30 protein-coding genes are annotated in these 26958 nt (G+C 63.1%); 19 read left to right on the forward strand and 11 right to left on the reverse strand.

All coding sequences use genetic code 11. The annotated features are described in order from the left end of the window. Positions 1-55 precede the first annotated feature (55 nt). From EWV37_RS04455 to EWV37_RS04475, 5 genes are all read left to right on the forward strand, one after another. Complete coding sequence (locus EWV37_RS04455; RefSeq protein WP_129700052.1) at positions 56-1444, forward strand: sigma 54-interacting transcriptional regulator; 1389 nt, start codon at positions 56-58, stop codon at positions 1442-1444. An 8-nt stretch (positions 1445-1452) separates the two neighbouring features. Beyond that, positions 1453-3453, forward strand: coding sequence for a vWA domain-containing protein (locus EWV37_RS04460; RefSeq protein ID WP_129700054.1), 2001 nt, complete (start codon positions 1453-1455; stop codon positions 3451-3453). A gap of 109 nt (positions 3454-3562) precedes the next feature. Then, the gene (locus EWV37_RS04465; RefSeq protein ID WP_238663059.1) at positions 3563-4777 is read left to right on the forward strand and encodes a baeRF2 domain-containing protein; all 1215 of its coding nucleotides are present in this window, start codon (positions 3563-3565) and stop codon (positions 4775-4777) included. 156 nt (positions 4778-4933) lie between these two features. Beyond that, positions 4934-5263 (forward strand): hypothetical protein, encoded by a 330-nt coding sequence (locus EWV37_RS04470; RefSeq protein ID WP_095797514.1) that lies wholly within the window; start codon positions 4934-4936, stop codon positions 5261-5263. A 3-nt stretch (positions 5264-5266) separates the two neighbouring features. Next, a complete protein-coding gene (locus tag EWV37_RS04475) occupies positions 5267-6079 on the forward strand; it encodes a nitroreductase family protein (RefSeq protein WP_095797515.1) in 813 nt (270 codons plus the stop codon). On the opposite strand, the gene EWV37_RS04480 is transcribed toward EWV37_RS04475, so the two are convergent. The 5 genes from EWV37_RS04480 to EWV37_RS04500 all read right to left on the reverse strand — a co-directional run bounded on the left by EWV37_RS04480 (position 6037) and on the right by EWV37_RS04500 (position 12392). After that, positions 6037-6786, reverse strand: a complete 750-nt coding sequence (locus EWV37_RS04480) for a class I SAM-dependent methyltransferase (protein ID WP_095797516.1) — start codon at positions 6784-6786, stop codon at positions 6037-6039. The two genes, EWV37_RS04475 and EWV37_RS04480, sit on opposite strands and share 43 nt — an antisense overlap. Then, on the reverse strand, positions 6783-7949 hold the full coding sequence (locus EWV37_RS04485; protein ID WP_129700056.1) for a type III polyketide synthase: 1167 nt from the start codon (positions 7947-7949) through the stop codon (positions 6783-6785). The genes EWV37_RS04480 and EWV37_RS04485 overlap by 4 nt, the downstream gene beginning before the upstream one ends. A gap of 74 nt (positions 7950-8023) precedes the next feature. Next, entirely contained in the window at positions 8024-9457 is a 1434-nt protein-coding gene (locus EWV37_RS04490) for a dihydrolipoyl dehydrogenase family protein (RefSeq protein WP_129700057.1), read from the reverse strand. Positions 9458-9598: 141 nt separating this feature from the next. Beyond that, on the reverse strand, positions 9599-11803 hold the full coding sequence (locus EWV37_RS04495) for a multicopper oxidase family protein (protein WP_202976182.1): 2205 nt from the start codon (positions 11801-11803) through the stop codon (positions 9599-9601). Between the two features lie 217 nt (positions 11804-12020). Next, complete coding sequence (locus EWV37_RS04500) at positions 12021-12392, reverse strand: PH domain-containing protein (RefSeq protein WP_129700059.1); 372 nt, start codon at positions 12390-12392, stop codon at positions 12021-12023. A 233-nt stretch (positions 12393-12625) separates the two neighbouring features. On the opposite strand from EWV37_RS04500, the gene EWV37_RS04505 reads away from it, so the two are divergent. The 3 genes from EWV37_RS04505 (at position 12626) to EWV37_RS04515 (ending at position 14404) form a co-directional block, all read left to right on the forward strand. Continuing rightward, positions 12626-13180 (forward strand): hypothetical protein, encoded by a 555-nt coding sequence (locus EWV37_RS04505; protein ID WP_095797520.1) that lies wholly within the window; start codon positions 12626-12628, stop codon positions 13178-13180. Next, a complete protein-coding gene (locus tag EWV37_RS04510; protein ID WP_095797521.1) occupies positions 13177-13578 on the forward strand; it encodes a VOC family protein in 402 nt (133 codons plus the stop codon). The genes EWV37_RS04505 and EWV37_RS04510 overlap by 4 nt, the downstream gene beginning before the upstream one ends. A gap of 121 nt (positions 13579-13699) precedes the next feature. After that, complete coding sequence (locus tag EWV37_RS04515; RefSeq protein ID WP_095797522.1) at positions 13700-14404, forward strand: superoxide dismutase family protein; 705 nt, start codon at positions 13700-13702, stop codon at positions 14402-14404. A gap of 28 nt (positions 14405-14432) precedes the next feature. On the opposite strand, the gene EWV37_RS04520 is transcribed toward EWV37_RS04515, so the two are convergent. Together EWV37_RS04520 and EWV37_RS04525 are read right to left on the reverse strand one after the other, a co-directional pair. Next, a complete protein-coding gene (locus tag EWV37_RS04520) occupies positions 14433-14996 on the reverse strand; it encodes a protein-L-isoaspartate O-methyltransferase family protein (protein WP_129700061.1) in 564 nt (187 codons plus the stop codon). Between the two features lie 8 nt (positions 14997-15004). After that, positions 15005-15625, reverse strand: coding sequence for a DUF2238 domain-containing protein (locus EWV37_RS04525; RefSeq protein WP_129700063.1), 621 nt, complete (start codon positions 15623-15625; stop codon positions 15005-15007). 67 nt (positions 15626-15692) lie between these two features. Here EWV37_RS04525 and EWV37_RS04530 point away from each other — a divergent pair, with 67 nt between their 5' ends. The 3 genes from EWV37_RS04530 (at position 15693) to EWV37_RS04545 (ending at position 19867) form a co-directional block, all read left to right on the forward strand. Next, complete coding sequence (locus EWV37_RS04530) at positions 15693-16310, forward strand: HhH-GDP family DNA glycosylase (RefSeq protein ID WP_095797525.1); 618 nt, start codon at positions 15693-15695, stop codon at positions 16308-16310. Between the two features lie 13 nt (positions 16311-16323). Continuing rightward, on the forward strand, positions 16324-17994 hold the full coding sequence (locus tag EWV37_RS04535; RefSeq protein ID WP_129700065.1) for an FAD-binding dehydrogenase: 1671 nt from the start codon (positions 16324-16326) through the stop codon (positions 17992-17994). A gap of 592 nt (positions 17995-18586) precedes the next feature. After that, positions 18587-19867, forward strand: a complete 1281-nt coding sequence (locus tag EWV37_RS04545) for a glycerophosphodiester phosphodiesterase family protein (RefSeq protein WP_238663060.1) — start codon at positions 18587-18589, stop codon at positions 19865-19867. A 152-nt stretch (positions 19868-20019) separates the two neighbouring features. Here EWV37_RS04545 and EWV37_RS15465 read toward each other — a convergent pair whose 3' ends face one another. The 3 genes from EWV37_RS15465 to EWV37_RS04555 all read right to left on the reverse strand — a co-directional run bounded on the left by EWV37_RS15465 (position 20020) and on the right by EWV37_RS04555 (position 20902). After that, positions 20020-20166, reverse strand: coding sequence for a hypothetical protein (locus tag EWV37_RS15465; protein WP_158222920.1), 147 nt, complete (start codon positions 20164-20166; stop codon positions 20020-20022). A gap of 158 nt (positions 20167-20324) precedes the next feature. Beyond that, positions 20325-20696, reverse strand: a complete 372-nt coding sequence (locus EWV37_RS04550) for a type II toxin-antitoxin system VapC family toxin (RefSeq protein WP_129700071.1) — start codon at positions 20694-20696, stop codon at positions 20325-20327. Continuing rightward, the gene (locus EWV37_RS04555; RefSeq protein WP_238663061.1) at positions 20693-20902 is read right to left on the reverse strand and encodes a type II toxin-antitoxin system VapB family antitoxin; all 210 of its coding nucleotides are present in this window, start codon (positions 20900-20902) and stop codon (positions 20693-20695) included. Before EWV37_RS04555 ends, EWV37_RS04550 begins: the two co-directional genes overlap by 4 nt. A gap of 166 nt (positions 20903-21068) precedes the next feature. Here EWV37_RS04555 and EWV37_RS04560 point away from each other — a divergent pair, with 166 nt between their 5' ends. The 4 genes from EWV37_RS04560 (at position 21069) to EWV37_RS04575 (ending at position 24642) form a co-directional block, all read left to right on the forward strand. Further along, positions 21069-21683, forward strand: a complete 615-nt coding sequence (locus tag EWV37_RS04560; protein WP_129700073.1) for an NAD(P)-dependent oxidoreductase — start codon at positions 21069-21071, stop codon at positions 21681-21683. 84 nt (positions 21684-21767) lie between these two features. Further along, entirely contained in the window at positions 21768-22715 is a 948-nt protein-coding gene (locus EWV37_RS04565) for a zinc-binding dehydrogenase (protein WP_129700075.1), read from the forward strand. A gap of 185 nt (positions 22716-22900) precedes the next feature. Then, positions 22901-24226 carry an ISL3 family transposase gene (locus EWV37_RS04570; protein WP_129700077.1) on the forward strand — a complete coding sequence of 442 codons (1326 nt, stop codon included), beginning with the start codon at positions 22901-22903 and terminating at the stop codon, positions 24224-24226. 77 nt (positions 24227-24303) lie between these two features. Then, complete coding sequence (locus EWV37_RS04575; protein WP_129700079.1) at positions 24304-24642, forward strand: DUF2568 domain-containing protein; 339 nt, start codon at positions 24304-24306, stop codon at positions 24640-24642. A gap of 54 nt (positions 24643-24696) precedes the next feature. On the opposite strand, the gene EWV37_RS04580 is transcribed toward EWV37_RS04575, so the two are convergent. Then, on the reverse strand, positions 24697-25116 hold the full coding sequence (locus EWV37_RS04580) for a hypothetical protein (RefSeq protein WP_129700081.1): 420 nt from the start codon (positions 25114-25116) through the stop codon (positions 24697-24699). Between the two features lie 124 nt (positions 25117-25240). On the opposite strand from EWV37_RS04580, the gene EWV37_RS04585 reads away from it, so the two are divergent. The 4 genes from EWV37_RS04585 (at position 25241) to EWV37_RS15525 (ending at position 26940) form a co-directional block, all read left to right on the forward strand. Next, the gene (locus tag EWV37_RS04585; RefSeq protein ID WP_129700083.1) at positions 25241-25786 is read left to right on the forward strand and encodes a hypothetical protein; all 546 of its coding nucleotides are present in this window, start codon (positions 25241-25243) and stop codon (positions 25784-25786) included. Between the two features lie 46 nt (positions 25787-25832). Next, the gene (arr, locus tag EWV37_RS04590; RefSeq protein ID WP_129700085.1) at positions 25833-26261 is read left to right on the forward strand and encodes an NAD(+)--rifampin ADP-ribosyltransferase; all 429 of its coding nucleotides are present in this window, start codon (positions 25833-25835) and stop codon (positions 26259-26261) included. A gap of 59 nt (positions 26262-26320) precedes the next feature. Next, the gene (locus EWV37_RS04595; protein WP_129700087.1) at positions 26321-26506 is read left to right on the forward strand and encodes a hypothetical protein; all 186 of its coding nucleotides are present in this window, start codon (positions 26321-26323) and stop codon (positions 26504-26506) included. A gap of 224 nt (positions 26507-26730) precedes the next feature. Beyond that, the gene (locus EWV37_RS15525) at positions 26731-26940 is read left to right on the forward strand and encodes a dodecin (RefSeq protein ID WP_193554300.1); all 210 of its coding nucleotides are present in this window, start codon (positions 26731-26733) and stop codon (positions 26938-26940) included. Positions 26941-26958: the final 18 nt, after the last annotated feature.

The following is a 26958-nucleotide window of genomic DNA, read 5'->3' on the forward strand; positions in this document are numbered from 1 at the left end:
TCATCACCCTTTGGAGGGGTCGACGCCGCTCACCCCCGCGCGTAGCGTGGCTTGCGTGAGCGTTCAGCCTGAGATTCGTACCGTGGGTGACCTGCGATCAGCCGGTCACGTCCAGAAAACCCTGCGTGAAGAGATTCGCGACAACCTGCTGGCTGCCCTGGCAGCCGGGGATAATCCGTGGCCCGGCCTGCACGGCTTCGACCGCACGGTCATCCCCCAGCTCGAACGCGCCTTGATCGCCGGACACGACATCGTGTTGTTGGGTGAACGAGGCCAGGGTAAAACACGTCTGTTGCGGACCCTGTCCGGGTTGCTGGATGAATGGAGTCCGGTGATCGAGGGGTCCGAACTCAATGAGCACCCCTATGACCCCATCACCGCGGAATCCGTTGCCCGGGCAGCACTCGAAGGTGACGCTCTGCCCATCGCCTGGCGGCACCGCACGGATCGATACGTGGAAAAGCTGTCCACTCCGGACACCTCCGTGGCCGACCTCATTGGCGACGTGGACCCCATGCGCGTGGCCGAAGGTCGCCGGTTGGGGGACCCCGAAACCATCCACTTCGGCCTGGTCCCCCGCGCCAACCGGGGCATCGTGGCGCTCAACGAACTCCCCGACCTGGCCGAACGCATCCAAGTGGCTCTGCTCAACGTCATGGAGGAGCGCGACATCCAGATCCGCGGTTACGTGCTGCGGCTCCCACTGGACGTCCTGGTCGTGGCGTCGGCCAACCCGGAGGACTACACCAACCGCGGTCGCATCATCACCCCGCTCAAGGACCGTTTCGGTGCCGAAATCCGCACCCACTATCCCCTGGAACTCGAGGACGAGATGGCGGTCATCCGCCAAGAGGCCCATCTGACGGCCGAGGTCCCGGAGGTGATCCTCGAGATCCTGGCCCGCTTCACACGCGCGCTGCGCGAATCCAATGCGGTCAACCAGGCCTCGGGCGTCTCGGCCCGCTTCGCGATCGCCGGCGCGGAGACCATTGCTGCAGCGGCCCGGCACCGTGCCACGGTGCGCCACGGTGAAGACGCCGTGGCCCGCCTCGTGGACGTGGACAGCGCCGTGGACGTGCTCGGCGGCAAGATTGAATTCGAATCCGGCGAAGAAGGCCGCGAGGACGAGATCCTTGAGCACCTCTTGCGCACCGCCACCGCCGACGCCGTTCGGGCCCATTTCCGCGGGTTGGATTTCGGTCCGCTCGTGGAGGCTTTCGACGGCCAGCGCACCATCACCACCGGTGAGCAGGTCACCGCCCAGGAGTTCCTGGACGCCCTGCCCGAACTGGAAGACAGCGCCCTGTACGACCAGATCGCATCCCAGGTGGGCGGGAGCACCCCCGGTCACCGCGCCACCGCCATCGAGCTGGCCCTGGAGGGGTTGTTCCTGATCCGCCAGCTCTCCAAGGAAACCGGTGACGGGGAAACCGTCTACGGATAGAGGCCATCATGCGTAACCGCCACAGGTCCTCCCGGTACGGCCGCTACTCCGGGGGCCCCGATCCCCTGGCACCACCCGTCGACCTCGCCGAGGCCCTCGACGCCGTCGCGGAAGACGTCATGTCCGGCTACTCCCCGGAACAGGCCATGCGTGAGTTCCTGCGCCGGGGCGGACGCAACCAGCGCGGACTGGACGATCTGGCACGCAAAGTGCAACAGCGGCGTCGTGATCTGTTGAGCAAGCACCGCCTGGACGGCACGATCCAGGAGGTTAAGGAGCTGCTGGAGAAGGCCTTGCGCGAGGAACGCAACCAGTTCCTGCGCGACGCTCGCATGGATCCCATGGACCGGCAGTTCCGCGAAATGCAATTGGACAGCCTGCCCTCCTCCCCCGCGGCTGCCGTCACGGAACTCGCCGACTACGACTGGCAGTCCGATACCGCCCGGCAGCACTACGAGCAGATCAAGGACCTGTTGGGGCGCGAGATGCTCGACCAGCGGTTTGCCGGCATGAAGCAAGCGCTGGAGAACGCGACCGACGAGGACCGGCAGGCCGTGGCCGAGATGCTGGGTGACCTCAACGACCTGCTGGACAAGCACGCCCGCGGTGAAGACACCCCGGAAGACTTCGACGAGTTCATGGCCAAACACGGGGATCAGTTCCCCGAGAATCCCCAGAACGTGGATGAGTTGATCGACGCACTCGCCCAGCGTTCGGCGGCCGCCCAGCGCATGATGCGCTCCATGACGCAAGAACAGCGCGACGAGCTGATGTCGCTGTCCGCTCAGGCCTTAGGTTCGCCCGAGTTGATGTCGCAGCTGGACCGACTGGACGCGTCCCTGCAGGCACTGCGTCCCGGGGAAGACTGGACCGGGTCCGAGCAGTTCGACGGCGATCAGGGTCTCGGCCTGGGCGACGGCACCGGTGTGCTCCAAGACTTGGCCGACCTGGATTCACTGGCCGAACAGCTCTCACAGTCCTATTCGGGCTCCACGCTATCGGACCTCGATATCGAGGCCCTGACCCGACAATTGGGCGACGACGCCGCGGTCTCGGCCCGCACGCTCGCCGAACTGGAGAAGGCGATGCAGGACAGCGGTTACCTGCGCCGTGGCACGGACGGGGATCTGAAATTGTCCCCGCGCGCGATGCGCAAGCTGGGGCAGTCCCTGTTGCGCGATGCCGCCGGGCGGATTTCCGGCCGGCAGGGTCGCCGGGACACTCGCCTGGCCGGAGCGGCCGGTGAACAGACGGGCTCCAGCCGAGCGTGGGCATTCGGAGACGTGGAGCCGTGGGACGTCACTCGCACGGTGACCAACGCGATCGGCCGCACGGCGGCCGCCGGCAAGGACCCGATGAAGGGGCTGCGCATCGATGTCCAGGACATCGAGGTGCGCGAAACCGAGGCCCGGACGCAAGCGGCGGTGGTGTTGCTCGTGGACACCTCGTTCTCCATGGCGCTCAACGGCCGCTGGGTGCCCATGAAGCGCACGGCCCTGGCACTGCATCATTTGCTCTCCACGCGGTTCCGAGGCGACCGGCTCGAGCTGATCACGTTCGGGCGCTACGCCCAGCGCATGGACATCGGCGAGCTAACGGCGCTGCCCGCCTGGCACGAACAAGGCACCAACCTGCACCACGGTCTGTTACTGGCAGGCCGGTTCTTTCGCCAGCACCCCAACATGCAACCGGTGCTGCTCGTGGTGACCGATGGTGAGCCCACCGCCCACCTCATGACCCACGGCGAGGCGTGGTTCTCGTATCCTCCGGATCGCGAGACGCTTCTGAACACTGTCTCCGAGTTGGACAAGGTCACGCGGCAGGGCGCAGAGGTCACGTTCTTCAGATTGGGTGACGACCCAGGCTTGGTCCGATTCGTTCAAGCCATGGCCACACGAGCCGGGGGCCGCATGGTGGCACCGGACCCCGAAGACCTGGGTGCGGCGGTGGTCGGAGAGTTCCTGCGAAACCGCTACGCAGATCCCGTGTGGGACGTGGACTGGGACTAACCCCCACAAGCAGCACAGTGGAACCTCCAAGTTTTCGGCCCTCAACCGTGACTACTCGTCCCTTGTCCCAGCTTCGTTTGCATGGAACAGTGATGTGCACCACGGCGCCATGACTGTGGCGCCCGGTCGCCCGACAAGTAATCAGGAGGTCACCGTGAACCTGTCTTGGCTCATGCCCGTGCTCGAGGCCGAAGGTCCGTTCCTGTCGATCTACATCGACTCCACCCGAACCGATCCCAGCTCCGCCTCGGGGCTGTCCACCCGGTGGGGACACTTCCGGTCGAAACTCGCGGACGACGGCGCTCCGGAGGCAATTCTCGAGGAGATCGAAGAGACCTTGCTGGAACCGTCTCCCATCGGTGGTCGGCACGGTCGAGCCCTCCTGGCCACTGGATCGGAGATTCTGGTCGACCGAGTGCTGCCGGCACCCCCGCGGCAAGATTCCGCCCATTGGGGTGATGAGCCAATTCTGGTGCCCTTGTTGCAGGTGATCCCACAGGCGGTTCGCCAATTGCTCGTGGAAGTTGACCGTTCCGGCGCCGACCTGCACCTGCGCGCGCCGGAAAACCCCAAGATCACCAAGAACGACAACGGTCTGGGTGAGGACTCCTCCGTGGACGGGGGCCACGACGAACTGCACAAGGCCAGCGTGGGTGGAGGATCGCAACACGGTTGGCGCTACTCCAACCAGGAAGCTCGCGTCGAGGACTCCTGGGAACGCAATGCGGAGGCGGTGGCCGCAAAGGTTGATGCCATTGTCCGCGAGCGCCAACTGGACATGCTGTTGCTCACCGGCGATGTCCGCGCGCAGTCGCTACTGAAGGACGAGCTCGGCAAGGAAGCGCTGGCCATCCTCAAGGAAGTTCCGGGAGGCACCCGCGGTCAGAGCCTTGATCGCGCCTCGTTCCGGGAAGAAATGGCACGTGTGACCGAAGAGTTCATCAAGGAACGTCAGCAGAAACTGGCGGATCAGTTCACCGAGAATCAGAACCGGGGCGGGGAATCCGTGGCCGGCGCGGCCGAGGTCGCGGAAGCCTTGCAACGCGGTCAGGTCTCCGAGCTCCTCCTGACGATCGGTGCCGAACCGGACAACGCTGAGGAACTCACCCGGCAGGCTCTCGCAACGGATGCCGAGATTTCCACCCTCGGTGAGGGGTACGTGACCTTGCCGGAAGGTGTCGGCGCACTGCTCCGCTGGCGGGACGAGGCAACCCCCTCGAATAGCTTGTCCAGCATGTCCGGGGACCACGGTCGCGAGAGCGCAGTGGATCCGGACAGCGAGGAATCGCCCCGCGAGCGCGAAGAAGAATCAATCCGTCGTTAAGCTGGCGCCAACCTCCGCCGTGGGCACCGGTTCCAGGAATGGAACCGGTGCCCACGGCGGAGGTCATCCTGCGAGTCCCCGATGCTCCGTGCGGCTGAGCGTGGCATCATAAGAGGCCATAAGCAGCAGGCTGATCATTTCGTGCAGAGGAGAACCATGGCTTCGTCCCGTGGGCTGGTGTGTATCGCTGCCGGATTCTATGCGGCGAACTGTTCGCTGGGGATTTCGGTGGCCCAGCGATGGGTCGACACCTCCAAGTTCCGGTGGGTCCATCACGGCTTGTACATCCTGACGGCGAGTACCACGGCCATCGCGTTCTTCGCGTCTGCTGCCCAACGATCACCGGCCGCGATCGCATTGGCTCCCGCCGCCGCTCCCCTGTTCCTGCTGCAACATCACGGAGCGCGACCGCTCCGGCGACACACCCGTGACGCACTGATGGCGGCCCCCTGCTACGCGGCCGGTCTCGTGCTGGCCGGGAGGTGATCCATGGAGTTCCTTGATGCCGTGTTCAATCGGCGTACCACCAACGGCCCCTTTCGCCCGGATCCGGTCAGCCCCGAGCACCAACAGACCCTGATCCGCGCCGCGGCGGCCGCACCCTCCCAGTTCAACAGCCAACCCTGGCGGTTCGTGCTCATCGAGGACCGGGACACCATTGAGACGGTGGCCACCATCAGCGGTGAAAGCATGACCGAGGTTATGAGCTCCGGTACCTTCTTCAACCGATACAAGAAGTATTTTCGGTTTTCGCAGAAGGAAATGGACACCCTGCGCAGCGGCATGCTTTTCGACAAGTTGCCCGCATTGCTCCGCCCTTTCACGTCCCGCGCGTTCACCCCGTCCGGGCAGAACCTGATGAACAAACTGCGTGTGCCGCAAACCCTGGGTCAGGAAAACCGCAAGTTGGTGGCCGGTTCACCGTTGCTCCTGGGCGTGATGCTGGAACGCGGTGAATATCGGCCAGAACAATTGTCCGGGTTCTACTCCGTCTTCAGCATGGGCGCGGCCATGGAAAACCTATGGCTGACCACGGTGGAATTGGGCATGGGCATCCAGTTCGTCTCCTTCCCCATGGAGGCTCCACACCAGTGGCAGCGCATCGTGGACATGTTGCGCGTGCCGGATGACCTCGAGCTGATGGCCGTGTACCGGCTGGGTTACCTTCCCGAACGAACCCACCGCCCCGCCATCGATTGGTCCAGCCGAGAGCGCAAACGCCCTTCGCAGTTCGTTTTCCGAGAGACCTGCGACGCGCCTCAGGAAGGCTGGGACGACGACGTTCGGCCGGGTTCCGCGTGAGCCGCGAACACCGCGAGTAGTCGGAAGAACCGTTGCTGCCGCACGCTCCACCCCGAAGGCACGGCGTCGATCAGTTCATTCCGGCGATAGCTACGGCGGACCGACAACAGGCCGTCGAAACGGGCGAACGTTCGCGCACGAATCAGTGGGAGCGTGCCCACCCAGTACAGCAACCAGGCCGTTCGGCTGCGCCGCAGGTCGTTGTGGACGGCCACGGAGCCGGTCAGAGCGGACGTGTCAGTCAGCAATTCCGTGAGTTCGCCCGGCGATAAGTGGTGGAGGACATGGTTGGACACGACCACGTCGAACCGTTCGCCTTCGGCGACCAAGTCCGCGCTCGACAGCGCCCGGTAATCCACCCCGACACCGTTGTCATGTGCGAGCGCCCAGCTATAGGCCCTCGGGTCCGGGTCGATGGCGGTCACCGACAGCTCGATGCCATCACGGGTGGCCCACCGGGACAGGACCCGAGCGACGTCGCCACCCCCGCTACCCACGTCCAAAAGTGTGGGCGTGCGGCCCTCCCCGGCTGCGGCTTGAAGGGCCGGACGGATCCAGCGTCGGTAGACGGGCCGCCACGAGGCAACCAACGGATTAATCACGCCGAACAAGGCGTAGGTGTTGTTCAGTGCCACGGGATCACAGCTCGGGTCGTCCATCAACTCCGCTTCGTTGATACTCCGACGGCGCAGTAGCGGATCCTTCATCGTGGCCGAACTTCGGGTTCCACGGCGCGCACCAATGCGCTTTCGATGCTCAGCCCTGGACCGAAGGCCAACGCCGCCACAAGCCCACGTGCCCCTGACGTCCGAATCCTGTCCAGCACGAAGAGAATGGTGGCGCTGCTCATGTTCCCGACCTCTGACAAGACGCCACGGGACGGTTCCATTTGCTCATGAGTGAGCCCCAGACGTGATTGCACCTTGTCCAGGATGCTCCGGCCACCGGGGTGCACGGCCCACAGTGGTATCTCGGCGGCGTCCAGCTCAGCCCTGGACAGCAACGGGGCCAGCGCATCCGTGACGTGATCGTCAATGATGCGCGGCACATAGGTTCCCAGGATCATTTCAAACCCTTCGTCGCCCACGCTCCAGGCCAGGTCTTCTTCACCCACCGGTGCCAGTGTGGTCTCGAAGTCCTCCAGTTCTAGTACGGGTTCGACTGTCGGGTCGCCGGAATCTCTAGCCGTAACCACGGTCGCCGCAGCACCGTCTGCGAACAAGGCGTTTCCCATGATGGTGTCCGGGTCGTTGCGAACATGCAGGTGAAGGGTGCACAGTTCCACGCACACCACCAGCACGACGGCCTGCGGATCGGAGCGGCACGCGGTGTAGGCGGCTCGCAGAGCGGGGAATGCGGCATTGCACCCCATGAACCCCAGGTGCGTTCGAGCTACGTTTGCCGGGAGTCCCAGATCCTTGACCACCCGGACATCGGGCCCGGGTGCGAAGAACCCCGTGCAGGACACCGTGATCACATGTGTGACGTCCTCGGGTTCGACAGCCGGAGCAGCTTGCGCGAGCGCGGTGCGCCCGACCCGAACGAACAACCTTCGAGCATGCTCGGTGTAGAGCTGGTTCCGGGTCTGCGTTCCCGGGGAGAGCAAGTGCCCCGAGACGGGATCCACGAACGGCGACGGCGCGGCGTCGTCAGTCTCGTTGGTGCCATCGAGGCCCCGCGAGACGGCCGTTGCGAGCTCCGGAAGGACCGTGTGGCGAGTGGCCACGCCGGATCCCGCGAAGGCCGAGCCGACCAGCCGGGACCCCAACCGTGTCATGGCTGGTTGGTTGGCGAAGAGCTTCGCGACATCCGGCTGGTGGATCTGAGTATCCGGAACGGCGGTCGCAATCGTCAGCATGCGTACGGTCATACCCCATGGTAGGCACGGCGCGGTCCCGACCGGTGCTGTCGGGACACGCCCGCGCAGTGCCGACACGGGTCCGGTCAATCCCTTGGTCGGCGCATCTCGCCGGGAAGTTCTTCGAGCAACCGCAGCCAGAGTTCGGACACCGTGGGATAGCTCGGTACCGCATGGCGCAGCACGTGGACCGGCACCTGACCGGTGATGGCGATGGTCGCCGCGTGCAGCTGCTCGCCGGCCTCCGGCCCCACGAACGTTGCGCCCACCACGCAGCGCGTCGAACCGTCCACCACGATTTTGGCTCGCCCGGGAACGTCATTGCGCAGAAGCGCGGAACCCGCAGTGGAGTTGTAGGGCACCTCGGCGGTGACCACCTCGATCCCCTGTTCACGCGCGGTGGCTTCGGTCGGCCCCACCTGCGCCACCTGCGGCTCCGTGAAAATGACCTGGGGAACGGGCGCGTACTCGGCGAGGAAAGGTTCGGGGCCGCCCGTGGCTGCCGCGCGGATCTTGGCCCCCACCACGCGTGCCCGGTACTTGCCCCAGTGAGTCAGCGGAACATCCCCGCTTGCATCGCCCACGGCGTGTAACCAATTGGGGAGGTCGTCATCGAGAACGTGGTCCGGAGTGAGTCCCACGGCGTCCAGCCCTAGATCTCCCAACCGCGGTGCGCGCCCGGTCGCCAACAGCACCTCGTCCGCTTCGAAATCACCCGCGGTGGTCTGAAGCTGTACGGTGCCGCCGTGAATCTTCCCTAGCCCGGTGGCCTCGGGGTTCTCCCTCCGGCACGACGTCACGGACGCGTTGAAGACCACTTCCACGCCATGAGTTTTCATCCCCTCCAGGACACTCTGCCCGGCGAACGGCTCGTTGTCCGACAGTAGGTCTGGGCCTCGGACCAGCAGCGTGACCTGCGCCCCGAGACCGGCCAGCCATGTGGCGGCCTCGCAGGCAACTACCCCGCCGCCCACGATTGCCAACCGTTCCGGCACCTCGACCACTCCGGTGGCGTCGGCGGAGGTCCAGGCCTCCACATCCTCGAACTCGTCCGACACCTTGGGTTCGCTACCGGTCGCGATGATCACGGCGTGCCGCGCGGTGATGGTGAGCGCAGCGGCGTCGTCGACCCGAACCGTGCGTTCGCCGACAAGGCGAGCGTGACCGCGAACCACCTGGATCCCTGCCGATTCCGCCCACTCGACCTGGGAAGAATCGTCGTAATTCGACACGAAGGAATCCCGGCGCTCGAGCATCCCACCGTGGTCCAGGCGCGCGGGCGAGACGCCGTCAACGTCTGCGGAGGTGCCAGCGACATCGAGGGGGCGCAGCAGGGCCTTGCTGGGCATGCACGCGTAGTAAGAACACTCGCCACCCAAAAGGTGGCCCTCCACGATGACGGCCGTGAGATCGGTGCCTTCGATCGCGTATTGGGCGGCGTTCTCGCCCACGGCTCCCCCACCGATGACGACGACGTCCACGGTGAGTTCCTGAGTTTGCGGTTGTTGCGTGTGGGGCATGAGCACCTCTTCTTGAAGTGTCGGTGTGGTGGGGCCGGTAATCCGACCCCACCACACCGGGTGGGAAGCCTACTGATTATTCAGAAGCCTACTGACAATTAATGGCATCGTAAGCGCCCACGCCCGCCCTGACCACATCCCCTAGTGATGACCACCACCGTGCACATCGTGGAAGGCCATGATGCTCTTGGGCAGCACCGTGAAGGGCCGCATCATCGTGTGGTCCTCGTGATCCAGAATGTGGCAGTGGTACATGAAACTGCCCGTGGCGCCGGTGAAGTCACCGAGCACCTGGACCCACTCCCCCGGTTGAATAACCCACGTATCCTTCATACCCGCGGTCATCGGACTCACCGGGCGACCGGCTCCGAGAACGGGCAACGGATTGGAAGTTGAAGCCGTCGCGAGGTTGAAGCCGGGCACCGACCCACCGGGACCGAGCGGCCACTGCCACCGATTGAGCATCTGGAACTCGGTCATGTGGATGTGCATCGGATGCGCCGGACCACCGAGATGCAGGATGTTCCAGACGGCCCAGTCACCTTCGGAGAACCTGATGGTCAGGGATTCGTCGAACAACTTGGCCGCCGGCTTGAACGTGAGGACCTTGCCGTCCGCGCGGGTCACCCGGATCACCTCCGCGGTGCCGGGGTCCTCGCCCTCCGCAAGCTCACGCAGCTCCCACATTTCTGGGTGCACGGAGCCCCCGATACCGGGAGGAACCACGGCCACCCAGGCATGAGCGTGATGGTCGATCACTCGGTCACCGATGATCAATTTGCCGTCATCCGTGTGGCGGTAGCGCACGTACTCCCCATTGAGAACGCCGGGGAGCCGGAACCGGTCGAGCACGCGGCGATCATCCACGCGGAACTGCATGACGCTTGCGTCTGCCTGCCCCGGTTGAGCATTGAGTGCCGTGCCGTTCTCATTGCGCAGCTCCAGGGTCCGGCCGCGGTACTTGGAGAAGTCCACGAGCACGTCCACCCGCTCGCCCGGGCCCATGTCCACGATCCCGTCCTGGGGAATGAAGGGCGCAGGCAGTAGGCCTCCGTCCGTACCAATGACCACCAGCGCATCGGTCTTGCGGCGCGCACCGAAGGCAGGGTCCGTACTGGGGATGTCCTTTGTCGGAGTGAACTTCTCATCCGTGGTGTCGTGGATGGAGAAACGGTGGATCCGCGAACTGGAGCCGTTGAGCAACCGCAGCCGGTACCAGCACGCGTCCACGTCCTTGGTGGGCCAGATTTTGCCGTTAACCATGTTGAACGGTGCGCTGACGGGAATTTCACCCTTGATCCCGGTGGAACCCGTGAAGCCGGCCTGCTTGTACAGGGCACGCCCCGTGAACTTGATGGTCCCCGCCGGCGCGCCCGCCTCGGATTCCAGATTGCGATCCGCGATACCGAGGAACAGCTCACGCTCACCCGACGGCAAGCGAAGCCGCGCTTCCTGCTCGTCCCGAATGATGTAGAACCCTGAAAGACCCGCGAATACGTTGAACCTGGTCACCGCCATGGCGTGATCGTGATACCAGAGGGTGGTTGATTCTTGACGATTCGGGTAGGTACAGCGCGTGACACCGCCCGGCAGGCTCACGTTGTGGGCCCAGCCATCGTTGTGGCCGTCCGTCAATGCGCCGTGGAGATGGACCACGGTGGCGGCGGTGAGTTCGGCGGTATGGTCCAGTCGCGGATAAGAATCCTCGCCGGGGCCCTTATCCGCGGCCCGACCGCCCGGGAGAGCGGCGGCACGGAAGTTTGCGTTGACCCCGGGCTGCCCGGGAGGTAACGGAGGCAGTGCGGGCACGCGTACGACGTCGTACGGCAAGTTCAGCGCCTTGCCGCCCCGTTCCAGCCCGTTCTCCCAATCGATGCGCACGGCGCGGTCCCGCTGGACCTCGATCGTGGGGCCGGGAAGGCCGCCCTCGTAGGTCCACGCCTCGGCGGGCGGGATGTCCGCGTGGAACTGCACTCGCCCGAGTTCGGCACGAACGCGAATGGGACTGCCCGCCGGCCGACGCCACGCGCGAATGATGGTTGGCTGTGGGAGGCGATCACGAAACTTCTTCAACCCCAGCCCCGAGTCAACTCCCGGCAACGGGACTGGCCGCGGCGGCCACCACGGGAAACCGGCCGGCGGGTGCACTCCCGGCCGGTCCGCCGACGGCGCTGGCCCACCCATGGGTTCGCGCATCGGCTCTTCGGACGTGTCCGGCTCCACAGGAGCGAGAGTGATTCCAGGCTCCGATGGAAGCGGCGGTGCGCTTCCGGTCTGGGCAAGGTTGGCGTACTCGACCGAACCTGGCGCGGGGAGATTCTGCGATTCGGGGGTGGGAGTATTCATGATTAGCCCTCGCTTAGCGAGTAGTGCTGCGGCAAGTGAGCCCTCCGCGACCTACGTCGACCCTCAGTTGCCCTGATAAAAAATTAGCATAAGCAAATACCGGGGAGTAGGGGGTCACGTTTTGGTTAAGGATGTGAGGTCGCCCGGCGGTGGCCCAATGGCGGGCAGAAGTAAACCCCGGACTCAATAACGAGGCCAGGGCCGACTCCAGAGTGTCCTATGCACCCAGAACAGACTGTGCGATGAGATGGTCGAGCTTCCGCACATCGATACCGCGTCCGACGTTGATCTTGATCCGACCCGCCCGGGTCCACAGTTCAATCTCGGCATTCAGGTCGATCGTTCCGGCGTTTTCCGTGGACCACATGTTGATACTCGAGTACGGAATCGAGTAAGTCTCAACTTTCTTCCCTGTGAAACCTTGAGCATCACGGACTATCAGTCGCCTGTTCGTGAACGTCGCAGTATCTCGTACGGTCTTGAAGGAAACGACAGGGGTTTCGCCGGGAACGAGCAGCTCTGGAATGTCATGGGGAGTGTCAATTTGAGATGTGAACGTCCACCCACTGTTCAATACTTGGTCACTCATGGGTTAGCCCTCTTTCATTGTTTCGCCTACGGGGACTTCTCGGCCTCACGGTTGCCGACGAGCGTTGGAGGTGAGTGGCATTCGAAAGGTCTCAATCACATATTACTGACGAGTTGCGAGTTTCAATCTCAAACGCATGGAAATAATTGCGTTTTCCCTAGTCAGGACAACCATGGGCTCGTAAAGTGATGGCTGAATCTTCCCTCGAGAATGACCAGAGTTGAGGAGCAAACATGATGGGAACAGTTCCGGAGTGGATCTCCGTCTTAGTGGCAGCGGCTGCACTAATTGCCGCCGTTTGGGCGGGTCTGACTTCTAAACGCCTTTTTGACGTAGAACGCAAGCGCGATGAAGTTGCACTTGATCGGAGAGAGAAAGAGCAAGCAAGCGAAATTGCGGCCTGGTGCGTTACTTATGACACTCCCGCCGACCAGCCATCGCCCAAGGGACTGCTGATCCACAACAGCTCCAATGCGCCAGTTTTCGATGTCAAGGTACTCAGTACATACTCCAAAACTAAGAGGGACACGCCTGAAACTCAGAAACCCCTCACGATGTCCGTGCTGACCCCTGGTGATTACGCGGCAATAGAAGACGATAAGTTCCCGTGGAAGTTTCCTGAAACCCAGTCCCGCGTGGAAGAAAAAGTCCACTCCAGATTGCGACCTGTGACCAACAACCCCGGCTGGATGGTCACAGGTATTGCCTTCGTCGACTCGTACGGGACATCCTGGCTGCGTGACGAGCGGGGACAACTACTCCGCCTAGAGAAAGAGGAGACACCATGATTCAGGCAACCCCATACATCGGCTTCGAAGGCCAGGCAGAAGAAGCGCTCATGTTCTACCACTCCGTCTTTGGCGGGGACCTCAAGATCACGCGTTTTCGAGACTTCGGCATGGTCGAGGACACCCCTGACTGGGTCATGCATGGTCAGCTCGACACCGACATGGGGTCGAGTCTCATGGCCTCCGACAACCCGGGCGGCGTCACGGGAGGCAGTCGTATCAACGTCTGCATCTGGGGCGACGACGAACAGCGCATGACCGAATTCTTCAACGCACTCGCTCAGGGTGGCACGGTGGAGATGCCGCTTGAGAAGCAGGAATGGGGTGACTCCTTTGGCGGGTTACGCGATCGGTTCGGGGTCGACTGGGGTGTGAACATCGGCTCCAAGGAGTCGTAATACTCCTGGTCACCCTCGCTTGTGACATGCGTCATGCGTAGCGTGGAGTTGCCACACCGTTGAGCGGTCGGCATCACTTCCCGAACGCGCCGGCCCAGCGGACCGACGATGAGGAGATGCCATGAACGAGCGTGAACTGACTTCCCCGACCGATTCGACTGACCTGGCTGGCGCCCCCCAAAAGAAGATCTCTCGAGCCCGAACCGGCATGGCCTTCCTGGGTCTGGCGGGACTTCTCACGCTCGCCGCGTGCGGCGACAACGCAGGCGGTGGCGGCGGAGAGGAAACGGGCTCCGAAGAGACGAGCGCGGCGGCGTCGGAACCCGAAACCATCGCTACGGCGGACGTCCAGAATGCCGACGGCGCTGACTTGGGCACCGTGGAATTCTCCTCAGCGGAAGACAATGACCAGGCCATGGTCGTTTCGGCCGAACTCTCAGGACTGGAACCCGGCTATTACGGGTTCCACGTGCACGCGAACGGCGTGTGCGAGGCGGAGAGTTCCGCGCCCGATGACCCGTCCGAGACCGGTGCGTTCCTGTCCGCGGGTGGTCACTTGGGCGGCGACGACGCCCGGCACCCCGAGCACGCAGGCGACCTTCCCGCGCTGCTAGTCATGGAGTCAGGCGAGGCCAAGCTGACGTTCCAGACGGATCGGCTCACCAGGGACAACCTGATGGACGATGACGGTTCCGCGCTCATGATTCACTCCGACCCGGACAATTACGCCAACATTCCCGAACGCTACGCTGCCGACGGCGCGGACGAGGACACTCGGTCCACCGGCGATGCGGGCAGTCGCCTGGCGTGCGGTGTCATCGAGTAGTCGCCTCTTTGCTGCCGCGGTAGGCGGTTCAATCCTCGCGCAGCGGCACAAACCTGAACTGCCCGTGGCGGGTGACCTTCACGCCCTTTTGACGACGGCGCACACGCAGCATTTCGTCCGCCACCGGAACGACCATGACGCCGCTCTCCCCCAGCTGTTCCACGAGCTGCTCGGGGAGGGCATGCGCCATGGCGGAGACGAGAATTCGATCGAAGGGCGCCTCCTCCGGGGCTCCGAGCGCACCCTCGATTGCTTGCCTGACCTGTACCCACGGCTGGCCTTGTCGTGCGTTCGCGGCCCGGGCCAGGTCGACGAGTTCGGGGATGCGTTCGACACCGATCACTTCACCGTGGCTCCCGACCAGGTGGCCCAGTAGCGCCGAGCTCCATCCGGACCCGGCTCCCACATCCAGCACGCGATGGCCGGGCTGCACATCCAACAGTTTGAGCATGGCCCTGACTGTGCTCGGTTGGGAATTGGTTTGCCCGTGCCCAATGCTCAACGGGGCGTCCACGAACGCGAACCGGTGAGCTTCCACAGGGAGGAAGTCTGTTCGTTTAATACGCGTAAATGCTTGGGAGATTGGATCCATGGCTGTCTCTAACGAATTGAACTGTTTCTCGATTCTGCCCGTTCGGTAAACCGTTCTGGAGACCTCAGCACCAACATGACGGCGACGATCAGCGCGGACAAGGTGCCCGTGATCATGTCAATCATGGTGTCGTAATTATCGATCTGCGCCCGTGATCCAATCATTTGATCCGCCGCGAACTCCCCGATTTCCCACAGCATGGCCACCAGTGCGCTGAATGACGTGACCACGGTCGCGTGAAGCCACCGCGGCATCTGGAATCGGTGCTTGCGCATGACAGCGCGGAGAATGTAATCCGCCCACAGCGCGATCATGATGCCCGAATAGAAGTGGACGATGGTGTCCCACGGTTGCCAGACGTCGTAGAACCGCAAGTAGCTGCCCATGTATCCGCCGGTGAAAATCAGCACGGCGTAGAGCAGCTGAAGATACAGCGGGATGCGAACCCGCGCGATGGCTTCAATCACCAACGGACTCAGGGACACCTGCAGCAGCCCCATGGCCATGACCGCACTTTCAGGGTTCCCGCCCGCCGTGTCCCCGATGAATGACACCAGCAACACCAGTTCCACCACGATGAGCGGCGCGTGCCTCAACAGCATTCCGCTGAAAGAAACACGTTTCATCATGCTGCTGACCCTACGCGCCTACCTGTGGATATTCTTGTGCCCCAGCCACGGAAGTAGGTTTGACCTCATGAGCCACCGGGACATCGTCAACAAGCTCCTGGACGAGCACGGACAGACCTACGCCCAGGAAGCGGGCATCCATCTCAAGGACACCCCCGCTCCCCTGTTTCAGCTCCTAGTCCTGGCCAACCTGTTATCCACCAGGATCAGCGCCACTATTGCCGTCGCGACGGCTCACGAGCTCATCAACAGTGGCTTCACCACGCCCGAGAAAATGCGCGACGCCACCTGGCAACAACGCGTCGACGCTCTCGGCCGGGGTGGTTACCGCCGCTACGACGAACGCACTTCCACCATGCTCGGCGACGGCGCCGCCCTCCTTCTCGACACCTACGGCGGGGACCTGAGGCAATTGCGAGAGCAATCCGAGAATCCCAAGGACGTGCTGAAACGGTTGCAGGAGTTCCCGGGCATCGGCCCGACGGGCGCAGCAATTTTCGCTCGCGAGGTTCAAGGAGTGTGGCCGATCATGGCTCCGTTCTTCGATAAGAAGGCCCTGGATGGCGCGCGCAAGCTCGAGCTGCCGGACAACCCGGATTCTTTGAGTCGCTTGGTGTCATCCGAGGACTTACCGCGGTTGGCCTCCGCCCTGGTGCGTGTGGCCTTGGACCGATCCAAGAAGTAGAACGGAGAATCGCATGAACGCCGATGTCATTGTGGTGGGAGCCGGTCTCGCCGGTCTGGTAGCCACCGCGGAACTGACCAGTGCGGGACTGCGTGTCTTGCTGGTCGATCAAGAGTCAGAAGCCAACCTGGGTGGCCAAGCACATTGGTCGTTGGGTGGGCTCTTCATGGTGAATACCCCCGAGCAGCGCCGCATGGGCATCAAGGATTCCCCCGAGCTGGCCATGCAGGATTGGCTCGGTAGCGCGGGTTTCGATCGCAACGTGGATGACCCCGCCGGGGAAGATTACTGGGGCTTCCGCTGGGCCCAGGCGTACCTGGACTTCGCTGCTGGTGAGAAACGCTCGTGGCTGCACAGTCGTGGTCTGCGCTGGGTTCCGATCGTGGGTTGGGCCGAGCGGGGCGGGTATCTCGCGGACGGCCACGGCAACTCGGTGCCACGTTTTCATTTGACATGGGGAACGGGACCGGGCGTCGTCGCACCTTTCGAACGGGCCGTGCGAGATGCGCACGACGCCGGTCTGGTCACCTTCGCGTTCCGGCATCGAGTGGACGAGCTCGTGAAGTCTGGCGGCGCCGTCGACGGCGTGAGCGGCGTCGTACTGGCTCCCGACACCGCTCCGCGCGGGGCCGCAACCAACCGTTCGGAACTCGAGGCATTCGAGTTCACGGCCCCTGCTGTGCTCGTCACCGCGGGTGGGATCGGCGGTAATAAGGATTTGGTGCGCGCGAACTGGCCCGAGCGGTTAGGGCAAGTGCCACGCAAGATGATCACGGGGGTGCCCGAGTACGTGGACGGCCGCATGCTGGGCTTCGCGGAGGCCGCCGGCGGTCGGATCGTGAATCGCGACCGGATGTGGCATTACACGGAAGGTGTGACCAACTGGGATCCGATTTGGCCTGATCACGGGATTCGAATCATTCCCGGGCCGTCTTCTCTGTGGTTCGACGCGCGCGGTCAGCGGCTGCCTGTGCCGAACTTCCCGGGTTTCGACACGCTGGGGACGCTCAAGGCGATCGGCCACAGCGGGTACGACTACACGTGGTTCGTGCTGACGCAGCGGATCATCGAGAAGGAGTTCGCGCTGTCCGGATCGGAGCAGAATCCGGACGTGACCGACCGCGATTTGAAACTCACCCTGAGCCGCGTGCTGCCCGGCGCGGCTGGTCCGGTCGAGGCGTTCAAGAAGCATGGCGAGGATTTTGTGGTGGCGTCATCCCTGAGCGAGCTGGTGGCAGGCATGAACGCACTGACTGACGAACCGCTCATCGAGCTCGCGGACTTGGAGCGACAGATCGTGGCGCGAGACCGCGAGATGGACAACCCGTTCACTAAGGATCTGCAGGTTTCAGCGATCCATAACTCTCGACGGTCGCGCGGCGAGAGGCTGGCGCGAACGGCATCACCGCACAAAATTCTCGATCCGAAGGCAGGACCACTCATCGCGGTGCGGTTGAACATCATCACGCGCAAGACTTTGGGCGGCCTGCAGACGGACCTGTCCGGGCGCGTTCAGGGCCTGGACCATTCGCCCGTTCCTGGACTGTGGGCCGCGGGCGAGATCGCGGGTTTCGGTGGCGGCGGGATGCACGGCTACCGCTCGTTGGAGGGCACGTTCCTGGGCGGCTGCATGTTCTCCGGCCGTGAGGCGGGACGGGGTATTGCGGAGGAGCTGCGGGGGTAGTTCCAACGGATTGGCAGGATGTGCATCAGAGGTGACCAGCCCGATAGTGAGTGCGACCTGGACACCACGTATTTGGGTAGCGAATTGATGGGGCCCGCAACAGGGTTCTCGGCGGGATCTGCCATTGGCCAGAACTTGGAGAACATTTCATAGGTCCGCCGCCCAAGGATGATGCCGTCGACCGATTCGAGCCAATGCAGTTGCTCAGAATCCTGCTCGCTCACCGGACCTGATGATTCCGGCGCATCGACAGTGTCGGCCGCTTCGAAGAAATCGATTCCACCGTCAGACTCGGCCGCGAATCCGTCTGCGGAGATTATTTGTTCGATCGTGATGGCACCCATTGGGTTGCCCTCTCTGTTTCGATGCACCCCTGCGCAACTGCCCCGACCTCAATGCGAGTTCATTCAGGCTTTCGCGCGTCCCCTGGGGTCTCAACTCAGTTTACTTCTTCATGTGCCGGTCACCCCGTGGCTTCTTGGCCGTCAGTTTCTTCAAGCACCGTTGATCCTGCTGACACGCTCGGGACCTGGGGGAATACACCGTCAAGTTGGTCTCGAGTTGCCCGAAGTTCTTGAACGAAAGGTTCACAGTGAACACTAGAAGCAACCGCACTTTCGGCCGCATCTCCAAGGCCACGGCGGCCGCGGCGCTGTCCGTCGCCGTCCTGGCACCAATCACCGCACCGGCTTACGCACAGCCCGATACCCGCCCGGCAGCGGAGGCTGCGGCGAAGAACGAGACGCGGGCGGCGTCGTCGGCGAACGAACCTTTGCTGATCGGCCACCGCGGCGCGGCAGGTACTGCCCCCGAGAACACGGTGTCGGCTTTCAAGGACGCGCGGTCCTCGCACGCGGACTACTTTGAGATCGATGTGCAGCTTTCCGCGGACGGCGTACCGTTCCTCTTCCACGACGACACCCCCGCGCGCACCACCAACGTGGAAGACGTGTTCCCGGGCCGCGAGAACGACCCGATCACCTCGTTCACCTGGGCCGAGCTGCAGCAGCTTGATGCGGGTTCGTACTTCTCGGACAAGTTCGTGGGCGAGAAGATTCCGCACTTCAATGATGCCGCCAAGATCGCCAACAACAAGATCGGCGTGTTCATCGAGATCAAGTCGCCGGTTAACTCCCCCGGCATTGAAAAGGTCGTCGCGGACTCGCTGCAGAACAATCGCGACTGGAATCGCCTGCTGAAGAACGATCAAATCGAGGTTTTGGGCTTCGACCCCGCGTCCACCCAGCGCTTCGCCGAGCTCGCCCCTGATGTTCCCCTCCAGCAGCTGATCGGCACCGTGCCCGATTCCGCAACCCTGGCGCAGATCGCCACGTACGCCGATCACTTCGGCACGAGCTACCGGAACCTGGACGCCGCCGGCGTGGCGCGGGTGAAGGCCGCGGGCATGGGCATCGGCGTCTACACCGTGAACTCCACCGAGGCCTATGACCAGATGGTGGCGCTGGGCGTCGACCGCGTGACCGGCGACTTCCCCATTCAATTCTCCCGCCATGAGCGCGGTCAGAAGCCGTTCCCGCAAAACACGGGCGTACAGATCGCTGACTCGATCAACGATGTGCCCGGCAACGACCTGCAGCCGGAAACCGGCGAGCACGTGATCTTGCAGAACACCACCAACCGCACGATCGACGTCTCCGGATACATCATTCGCGACGCTGCCAATACCCAGCTCACCGTGGGCAACGGCTACGTCCTGGCGCCGGGCGCGCAGCTGCGCGTCTACACCGGCCCGGGCACCAACCGCGCGGACGCCTACTACAACAACGGCACCGCCAACGTGCTCAACAACGGTGGCGACTCCATCGCCTTGTGGACCGGCAACGGAAACCTGCAGGACACCTTCGCGAACTAACTTCGCACCACAGCCGACGACGGCGGGCGGTCACCTTCGAGTTGAAGGTGACCGCCCGCCGTGGTCTTGGGATCTTCACGTGCCGCCGTTGGCGTGCTCAGCAATCCGGAATGACAGCTCCGGCCCCGTAAGGGCTCAGGTTGTGAGGCCTATCAGCCGCCGAGTCCAAGATCCAGCGAAACAACGCCAATGCCAATCACCAGTCCGGTGGCCAAGAAGAACCCGATCATGATCAGAACGAGGCCCCAAGGAGTCCCCTTCTGCGGGTTGGTGGGCTGGGTCTTCGGTGAGTCTTCCATGGTCTTCCCTTCGTTCAGCAGAGCTTCAAGTCTTGCAGGTTCGGAGTGGTGAGGGTGAAAGTGACATGTTCGCACCAGTTATTTGTAGGTGGGATGAAGTCGCAGCGTGCTGTGATGATCGTGCAGAGAAGCAGCCACGCGGTAGCGGTTGCGTCCCCTCATGCTTGTTCCAAATAGCCAACGCCCAAGTCTTCACACGCTTTGCGGAGCCGTTTGTCTCTCGTCCACAGCCTAGCTCCACCAACTAATGACACGGATCCGAGGAGATGTACATCAATCGCACTTAATCCTCGCTCCCATAGTTGCCCACTGCGGACCAAAGTCATGGTCTCCAAATGACTCATCATTGGAAACTGTTCAAGGTTTTCAATCATCCCAAGTACGGAATCTCGATTCCTGATCGATCCCAGTGACAACTCCTGAACAACGAATGGGTGGTAGCCGACTTGGTTTTGTTCGAGAAGGGTCAGCATCACTGGCTCTGACCCATGAAGATGATCGATCCACATCGAGGTATCGACCAGAATCATGCGCCTTGCCCACGTTGACGCGGAGCAGCCGTAGCCTCCGGATCGCTTCCCCCCAGTGCAATAAGTCGTTTTGCGCTTTCAACTCGAATAAGCGACTTCAAACCATCACGCAAGAGCACCGACCGTTCAGTGATCCCGGTCAGCTCACTGGCCTGAGCCAGCAGTTCATCATCGATGTTCACCGTCGTGCGCATGAAATCCTCCATGATCACCGAAACCTACATCATCTGATGCTGTATATGATGCCATCGAGATGGCCCAGAGACAACGGTCGTGGGCATTAAGTTTGCGTTGAATCGTCCGGAAAACCTGCAGGTCAGCTTGATAGAGCTTGGGGAGACGAATAAAACCCACTGGCGGAAAGAGGACACCATGAAAATCACGATCATCGGCGGCTCGAAGGGCACCGGGGCCTACGTGGGAGCAGCAGCGCTCCAAGCCGGGGACGAGGTCACCGTGCTGTCCCGCAGTGGTGACGTACCCGGGGACGTGCGGAGCGTCGTCGGCAGCGCGACCGACTCTGCAGCCGTGCGTAAGGCAATTGCTGGCGCGGACGCCGTCGTCGTTACCGTCGGTGGGGCCAAGGGCGTCGAGAACCAGCGTGCCACGGTGACGAGGACCGTGATCGCCGCGATGAAGGAAGCTGGCGTGCGGCGGTTGATCGTGCAGTCATCGCTGGGTGCGGGTGACTCTGCGTCACAGCTCTCGGCGCCACTGAACCTGATCACGCCGATCGTGCTGGCCAAACCGCTGGCGGACCACAATGAGCAGGAGGCTGCGGTCGAGAAGTCCGGTTTGGACTGGACGATCGTGCGTCCTTCCGGGCTGTCGGACAAGCCCGCAACGGGTGAGGTCAAGGCTCTGGAGGCTGACCAGGACGGCAAGCTGAGCGGCTCGATTCCGCGAGCGGATCTTGCTGCCTACATGCTTGCCGCTGTGACCGATCAGTCCACGTTCGGTAAGGCCATCGGAGTCAGCAGCCGGTAGTGAGAAGGGTCTCACAGCCCTTTATTGACGCGGAACTTTCATAGAATGGAAGTGTTCACACCCGATGACGAGTAGGAGCACACCATGAGGGCATGGCATTTCGTTGGTACCCACAAACCGTTCGAGCGCGTGGAGATTCCCGAGCCCACCGCAGGACCGGGCAAGGTAGTCATTGACGTGAAGGCCGCCGGGTTGTGCCACTCTGACGTGGGCATCATGGAGGACGAGAAGTGGCTCGCCAACATGAAGGAACTTCCGGTCGTCCCGGGTCATGAGACCGCCGGCGTGATCAGCGAGGTCGGCGAGGGCGTGACCGATTGGAAGGTCGGCGACAAGGTTGCCGTAACCCCCATGGCCGAGTTCATGGGCTACATGGTCAACGGCGCGTGGGAGGACCGCGCGGAAGTTTCGGTCGAGGCACTCATTCCGATGCCCGAAGGAGTCAGCTTTGCTGAAGCAGCCGCCGCTACCGACGCCGGCATGACCTCCGTGGGCGCTTTGACCACCGGCGGTGTTGAGGCCGGAATGAAGGTTGGCATCATCGGTTTCGGTGGCCTCGGCCAGATCGGCGCCCGAGTTGCTCACTTGCGCGGCGCCAAGGTGTACGTCGCGGAGATCAACGAAAAGGTCTGGGATCGCGCCCGTGAAGGCGGAGCCGTCAAGGTGGCCAAGTCCATCGCGGAGTTCGCCGACGACGAGCTCGACGTGATCATCGACTACGCCGGCTTCGGCGTGACTACCAAGGAAGCACTGGACGTCGTGAAGTGGTCCGGCGGCGGACGCGTGGTGCAGGTGGGCATGGGCAAGTTGGAAGCCACCATCGATATCTACCCGCTCATCCTCGGCCGCAAGGAACTGGTCGGCTCGCAGGGTGGCAGCAAGGAAGACATCCTGGAGACCATGAAGTACATGGCCTCCGGAGATCTCACCCCGGTCATTTCGGAGATCGACTTCGAAGAGATCGCGGACGGCATTCAGCAGCTGATCGACGGCACAGCGCAGGGCCGCTTGGTGGCGAAGGTCGCTGACTGACTCTGATCAACTCTGATCAACACAGTGTTAAGTGACGAAAGTGCACTCAGGAGGCATCCTGGGTGCACTTTCATGGCCCTTCACAAATGAGCATGGGTAGCGGGGTGCGCGGGGACGTTCCGGAGCGCGTGTTGTGAGGCCTGGGTAGAGGTCGAGGCCTCCAGGATGGGTAGCGACCAAGCAACCTGATCCTTGAAGGCCTCGACGTGTCTCATGCTATCTGCGCACCCGCGTGCGCGCTCTTCGACCTGACCGACGTCCACGTCCTGACGGTGGAACGCGGGCCACGCTCGTTCACCGTGGTGGCGGAAACCGCCTCATCGCTGGCGGGCTGCCCAGGATGCGGGGTGCTCGCCACCGGTCACGGCCGGCGGGAGGTCCTGCTCCACGATCTGCCGTGTGCCGGAGTGCCCGTGCGGGTGCTGTGGCGCAAGCGGATCCTCCGGTGCCGGGAGGATGCCTGCGAGATCTCGACGTTCAGCGAGGTCCACGAACTCGCCGCGCCACGGGCCAAGCTCACCACCCGCGCGATCGCCTGGGCGGTGACGCAGCTGCGCTCCCACGACATCGCGGTCTCGGCCCTGGCCGAGATGCTCGGGGTCGCCTGGAACACCGTCTGGCACGCGATCGTCCCCGTCATCGAGACCCAGCTGACAGCCGAGGACCGGCTGGCCGGGGTCAACGCCTTGGGCGTCGACGAGCACGTCTGGCGCCATGTGGGTCCGCCCGGCACCGGGCTGGTCACCGGCATCGTGGATCACTCCCGCGGTGAGGACGGCCGGCCCCGGGCGAGGTTGCTGGATCTGGTGCCCGGGCGCACGGGGGCGGCCTACGGCGACTGGCTTGCTACCCAGGGGCCGGGGTTCACGAGCGGGATCCGCACGGCGACGCTGGACCCGTTCCACGGCTACGCCAACGCGATCCGCGACGAGCTCCCGGAGGCGATCACCGTCCTGGACGCCTTCCACGTGGTGAAGCTCGGTGGGCAGGTCGTGGACGAGGTGCGTCGCCGCGTGCAGCAGGACACCCTCGGCCACCGAGGCCGGGCCGGGGACCCTCTCTACGGGATCCGCCGTACCTTGCAGATCGGCGCCGAGCACCTCACTGCCAAGCAGATCACCCGGCTCAACGCGAAGCTGGTGGCTGGGGACCCGCACCATGAGGTGACCCTGGCCTGGCACTGCTACCAGAAGCTGCGCGCCGTCTACCACGCCCGCCCCGAGCACGGGCGCCGGCTCGTCGCCGAGGTCCTCGATGCGTTCCCCACCTGCCCGATTCCGGAGGTCGCCCGGCTCGGCCGCACTCTGCGGCGGTGGAAGGCCGCGATCCTGGCCTACTTCGACACCGCCGGGGCCTCGAACGGGCCCACCGAGGCCGTGAACGGGGTGATCGAGACGATGCGCAGGGTCGCCCGCGGGTTCCGGAACTTCGAGAACTACCGTCTACGCGCCCTGCTCGCCGCCGGCGGACACCGGCCGTGGCGCAAGACCCCTACCCATGCTCATCTGTGAAGGGCCACTTTCATCACATAAGCCTTCCGACATCACCCGTAGTCAGGCACTGTTGTCATGTGAGCGATGAATTCCACATGACCCCGTGGCACCTCGTTGCATTTCTGGGCGAACTGGTGCTGTGGAGTTGCGCCGCGTGGGCGGGCTGGACTCTCGTCATTGGACCCGCGCGGTTGCTCGCCGCGGCCGCGCTTTTGGTCGGCATCGTCATTATCTGGTCCATCTGGACCGCTCCCCGCGCCAAGTGGCGACTGTCCCTGCGGCCCCGCCTCGGCCTGATCACCGTGCTTGGACTGGGCGTGAGCGCATTGTTCTTGTCAGTCACCCACTGGCCCGGCATCATCATCGCACTCACTTCCACGGCCGTTATCGTGGCGGCCCAGTTCATGGACGATCGCACCGAGGGAGCGCCCTGACGCAGCGTCGTTGAACTACGACGCCGCTCGCGGCCTCACTGGAGTCCGCGCTCTTTAGTTCTTGCGCGCCACGAAGACGAGTTCTCGGCCCGGCCGGTCCGGCGCGTCGCGGACGTCCTCCACGGTGAATCCAGCATGTTTCAGTGATGCGGTGAGTTCGTCTCGACTGCGGAACCGCAGGGTGCTCGTGGAGTCGATGCGAGCGCCGTCGTTGTGGAAGATGGTGGGCGAATCAAAGGTGACCAAGGCGCCGTCGAGGTGGGTGATCTCAACCCAGGTTTCGACCTCGCCGTTGTGGGATGTACGGATGACCTCACGCGTGCTGTCGGGGGTCCAGTTCTCCCAGGCGCGGCGTTCGGGATCGCGCGATTCGAAGATGAGGCGGCCGCCCGGGCGGAGGGCGGAATGGGCAGCGGTAAGGGTGCCCAACCAGTCCTCGTCGGTGAGGAAAACCTGGGCGACGTTGGCGGTCATGAACGCCAGATCGACTTGTAGGGGCAGCACGTCGGGTTTTGGCCTGTCCGGCGAATGCCCCGGCCTGGACATGAGGTCTACTGTGGTCCTACAGGCTCCAACGCCGCGGGAAGCAGGTAACTCAATGCTCACCGACTTCGCCCGTGATCACGCGTTCACGATTGCCTGGTTCGGGCTGATGGCGTTCGTTTGGTTCGGCTGGGGGCAGGAAGATCCGCCGGCTCGCTGGCGGGGCTGGCTCGGAGCGGGATCAGTCCTGGGTCTGGTTTTCGCCGGAGGTTTCGGAGTGGCGGTTGCCAAGCTTTGGAGCGACGGTACGGCTCTCGACGGCGCTTACTGGAGCTTCGGCCTGGTGGTCCTCTTGGAGGTTCTTGCCGCGGGAGTTGGATGTCTAGTCCTGTGGAGGAGACGACAGGCACGATGGATGGCCTGGTGGGTCGCGCTCATCGTGGCCCTTCACTTGATCCCACTCGCTTTGTATTTCGACGACTGGGCTCTTGCTGTTCTGGGCGTCGTTCAACTTGCCGGACTGCTGTTGCTCGTCCCGCGATTCCGCAAGAATTCCGAGCCGACCAGTCGTTTGGTCGGCCCACTCATGGGCACGTCGTTCCTCGTTTTCTCGGCCGTGTCGGCCAGCCTGTTCGTAGCTCAAAGAGGTTTGCCGTGGTGACATGTCCACGTCACGCACGGAATTCTCCCGGCTGAGAGGGAAACTCATGACCACTGCACCAACTCCGTTTGACGTCTTTCAGGAAGGCACTTACCTCCACGGCACTAAGGCCCAGCTCGTCCCGGGAGAGCTGTTGACGCCCGGATACGCCTCGAACTTCGAGGATGGTCGCGCATTGCGCCACATCTACATCACCGAAACTCTGGATGCCGCGGCCTGGGGAGCTGAACTCGCGACAGGTGACGGCCCGGGACGGATCTATGTCGTAGAGCCGACCGGACCTATCGAAAATGATCCGAATGTCACCGATAAACGGTTCCCCAGCAACCCCACCCGTTCCTACCGAACCTTAGAGGCCGTTCGCATTCTGTCGGAACTGAAGGATTGGAACGGGCACACTCCGGAGCAGATCCAGGCCATGCGGGACGGTCTGGCGGACCTCCGGTCTCGAGGTGAGAACATGATCATTGATTGACCGCGCCTTAGCTGCGCCGCCCCAACTCCATCTGACTTTGATCAGTTAGGACGAACCACATGACCACCTTCAGCATTAACAAAGACCTAGGCCAGCCGGGCACGTTTGAAAAGACCGTTCAAGCGCGCAATTACCGAGACGAAGGTGAATACTTCGTGTTCTACGCAGATGCATCCCGCACCAAGAAGGTCCTGACCGTGCGAGCCTCCATCGTTCAGACGATCGAGACGAATGATGAAAATTAGACGCACGACAAGCTCGTCGATCACAACGAGTGACGCTCGCGGGCCTCAGACCCCAAGTCTGTGACGAGCCATAAGTCCCTCCCAGGGGAAATTAGCCGCAGTTTCCTCCCATGAGACTTTGTCCTTCCTCCTGCGCCCGCCCAAGCCAGTCCAGTAGTGTGGTGTACATCACACGCAGGATCGCTTGCGGGTCCGCGACAGCGGGGCGCACTTCAGGAGGAACCTTGTCCAACAACGTGTACAACATCACCGAAATCGTCGGCACCTCCCCTGAGGGCAGCGACGCCGCCATCAGCAACGCGCTGGCAGAGGCGTCCAAGTCACTGCGGAATCTGGATTGGTTCGAGGTTCAGTCGGTCCGCGGTCATATCAAGGACGGCAAGGTTGCGGATTGGCAGGTCACCATCAAGGTGGGCTTCCGTCACGAGGGCTGAGTTCACCTCTTCCTTATT

This window comes from Kocuria carniphila (genome assembly GCF_004136555.1).
In the GTDB taxonomy this organism is placed as follows: Bacteria; Actinomycetota; Actinomycetes; order Actinomycetales; family Micrococcaceae; genus Kocuria; species Kocuria carniphila.

Excerpts from the sequence above, each read along its gene's own strand:
- EWV37_RS04485 (WP_129700056.1), bottom strand. The coding sequence starts at position 7,949 with ATGACCGTACGCATGCTGACGATTGCGACCGCCGTTCCGGATACTCAG.
- EWV37_RS04530 (WP_095797525.1), top strand. The coding sequence starts at position 15,693 with ATGAGCCACCGGGACATCGTCAACAAGCTCCTGGACGAGCACGGACAG.
- EWV37_RS04550 (WP_129700071.1), bottom strand. The coding sequence starts at position 20,696 with ATGATTCTGGTCGATACCTCGATGTGGATCGATCATCTTCATGGGTCA.
- EWV37_RS04490 (WP_129700057.1), bottom strand. The coding sequence starts at position 9,457 with ATGCCCCACACGCAACAACCGCAAACTCAGGAACTCACCGTGGACGTC.
- EWV37_RS15465 (WP_158222920.1), bottom strand. The coding sequence starts at position 20,166 with ATGGAAGACTCACCGAAGACCCAGCCCACCAACCCGCAGAAGGGGACT.
- EWV37_RS04585 (WP_129700083.1), top strand. The coding sequence starts at position 25,241 with ATGCTCACCGACTTCGCCCGTGATCACGCGTTCACGATTGCCTGGTTC.
- EWV37_RS04555 (WP_238663061.1), bottom strand. The coding sequence starts at position 20,902 with ATGGAGGATTTCATGCGCACGACGGTGAACATCGATGATGAACTGCTG.
- EWV37_RS04535 (WP_129700065.1), top strand. The coding sequence starts at position 16,324 with ATGAACGCCGATGTCATTGTGGTGGGAGCCGGTCTCGCCGGTCTGGTA.
- EWV37_RS04495 (WP_202976182.1), bottom strand. The coding sequence starts at position 11,803 with ATGAATACTCCCACCCCCGAATCGCAGAATCTCCCCGCGCCAGGTTCG.
- EWV37_RS04460 (WP_129700054.1), top strand. The coding sequence starts at position 1,453 with ATGCGTAACCGCCACAGGTCCTCCCGGTACGGCCGCTACTCCGGGGGC.
- EWV37_RS04500 (WP_129700059.1), bottom strand. The coding sequence starts at position 12,392 with ATGAGTGACCAAGTATTGAACAGTGGGTGGACGTTCACATCTCAAATT.
- EWV37_RS04525 (WP_129700063.1), bottom strand. The coding sequence starts at position 15,625 with ATGATGAAACGTGTTTCTTTCAGCGGAATGCTGTTGAGGCACGCGCCG.
- EWV37_RS04470 (WP_095797514.1), top strand. The coding sequence starts at position 4,934 with ATGGCTTCGTCCCGTGGGCTGGTGTGTATCGCTGCCGGATTCTATGCG.
- EWV37_RS04580 (WP_129700081.1), bottom strand. The coding sequence starts at position 25,116 with ATGACCGCCAACGTCGCCCAGGTTTTCCTCACCGACGAGGACTGGTTG.
- EWV37_RS04510 (WP_095797521.1), top strand. The coding sequence starts at position 13,177 with ATGATTCAGGCAACCCCATACATCGGCTTCGAAGGCCAGGCAGAAGAA.
- arr (WP_129700085.1), top strand. The coding sequence starts at position 25,833 with ATGACCACTGCACCAACTCCGTTTGACGTCTTTCAGGAAGGCACTTAC.
- EWV37_RS04560 (WP_129700073.1), top strand. The coding sequence starts at position 21,069 with ATGAAAATCACGATCATCGGCGGCTCGAAGGGCACCGGGGCCTACGTG.
- EWV37_RS04475 (WP_095797515.1), top strand. The coding sequence starts at position 5,267 with ATGGAGTTCCTTGATGCCGTGTTCAATCGGCGTACCACCAACGGCCCC.
- EWV37_RS04520 (WP_129700061.1), bottom strand. The coding sequence starts at position 14,996 with ATGGATCCAATCTCCCAAGCATTTACGCGTATTAAACGAACAGACTTC.
- EWV37_RS04465 (WP_238663059.1), top strand. The coding sequence starts at position 3,563 with ATGACTGTGGCGCCCGGTCGCCCGACAAGTAATCAGGAGGTCACCGTG.
- EWV37_RS04595 (WP_129700087.1), top strand. The coding sequence starts at position 26,321 with ATGACCACCTTCAGCATTAACAAAGACCTAGGCCAGCCGGGCACGTTT.
- EWV37_RS04505 (WP_095797520.1), top strand. The coding sequence starts at position 12,626 with ATGATGGGAACAGTTCCGGAGTGGATCTCCGTCTTAGTGGCAGCGGCT.
- EWV37_RS04480 (WP_095797516.1), bottom strand. The coding sequence starts at position 6,786 with ATGAAGGATCCGCTACTGCGCCGTCGGAGTATCAACGAAGCGGAGTTG.
- EWV37_RS04565 (WP_129700075.1), top strand. The coding sequence starts at position 21,768 with ATGAGGGCATGGCATTTCGTTGGTACCCACAAACCGTTCGAGCGCGTG.
- EWV37_RS04515 (WP_095797522.1), top strand. The coding sequence starts at position 13,700 with ATGAACGAGCGTGAACTGACTTCCCCGACCGATTCGACTGACCTGGCT.
- EWV37_RS04575 (WP_129700079.1), top strand. The coding sequence starts at position 24,304 with ATGACCCCGTGGCACCTCGTTGCATTTCTGGGCGAACTGGTGCTGTGG.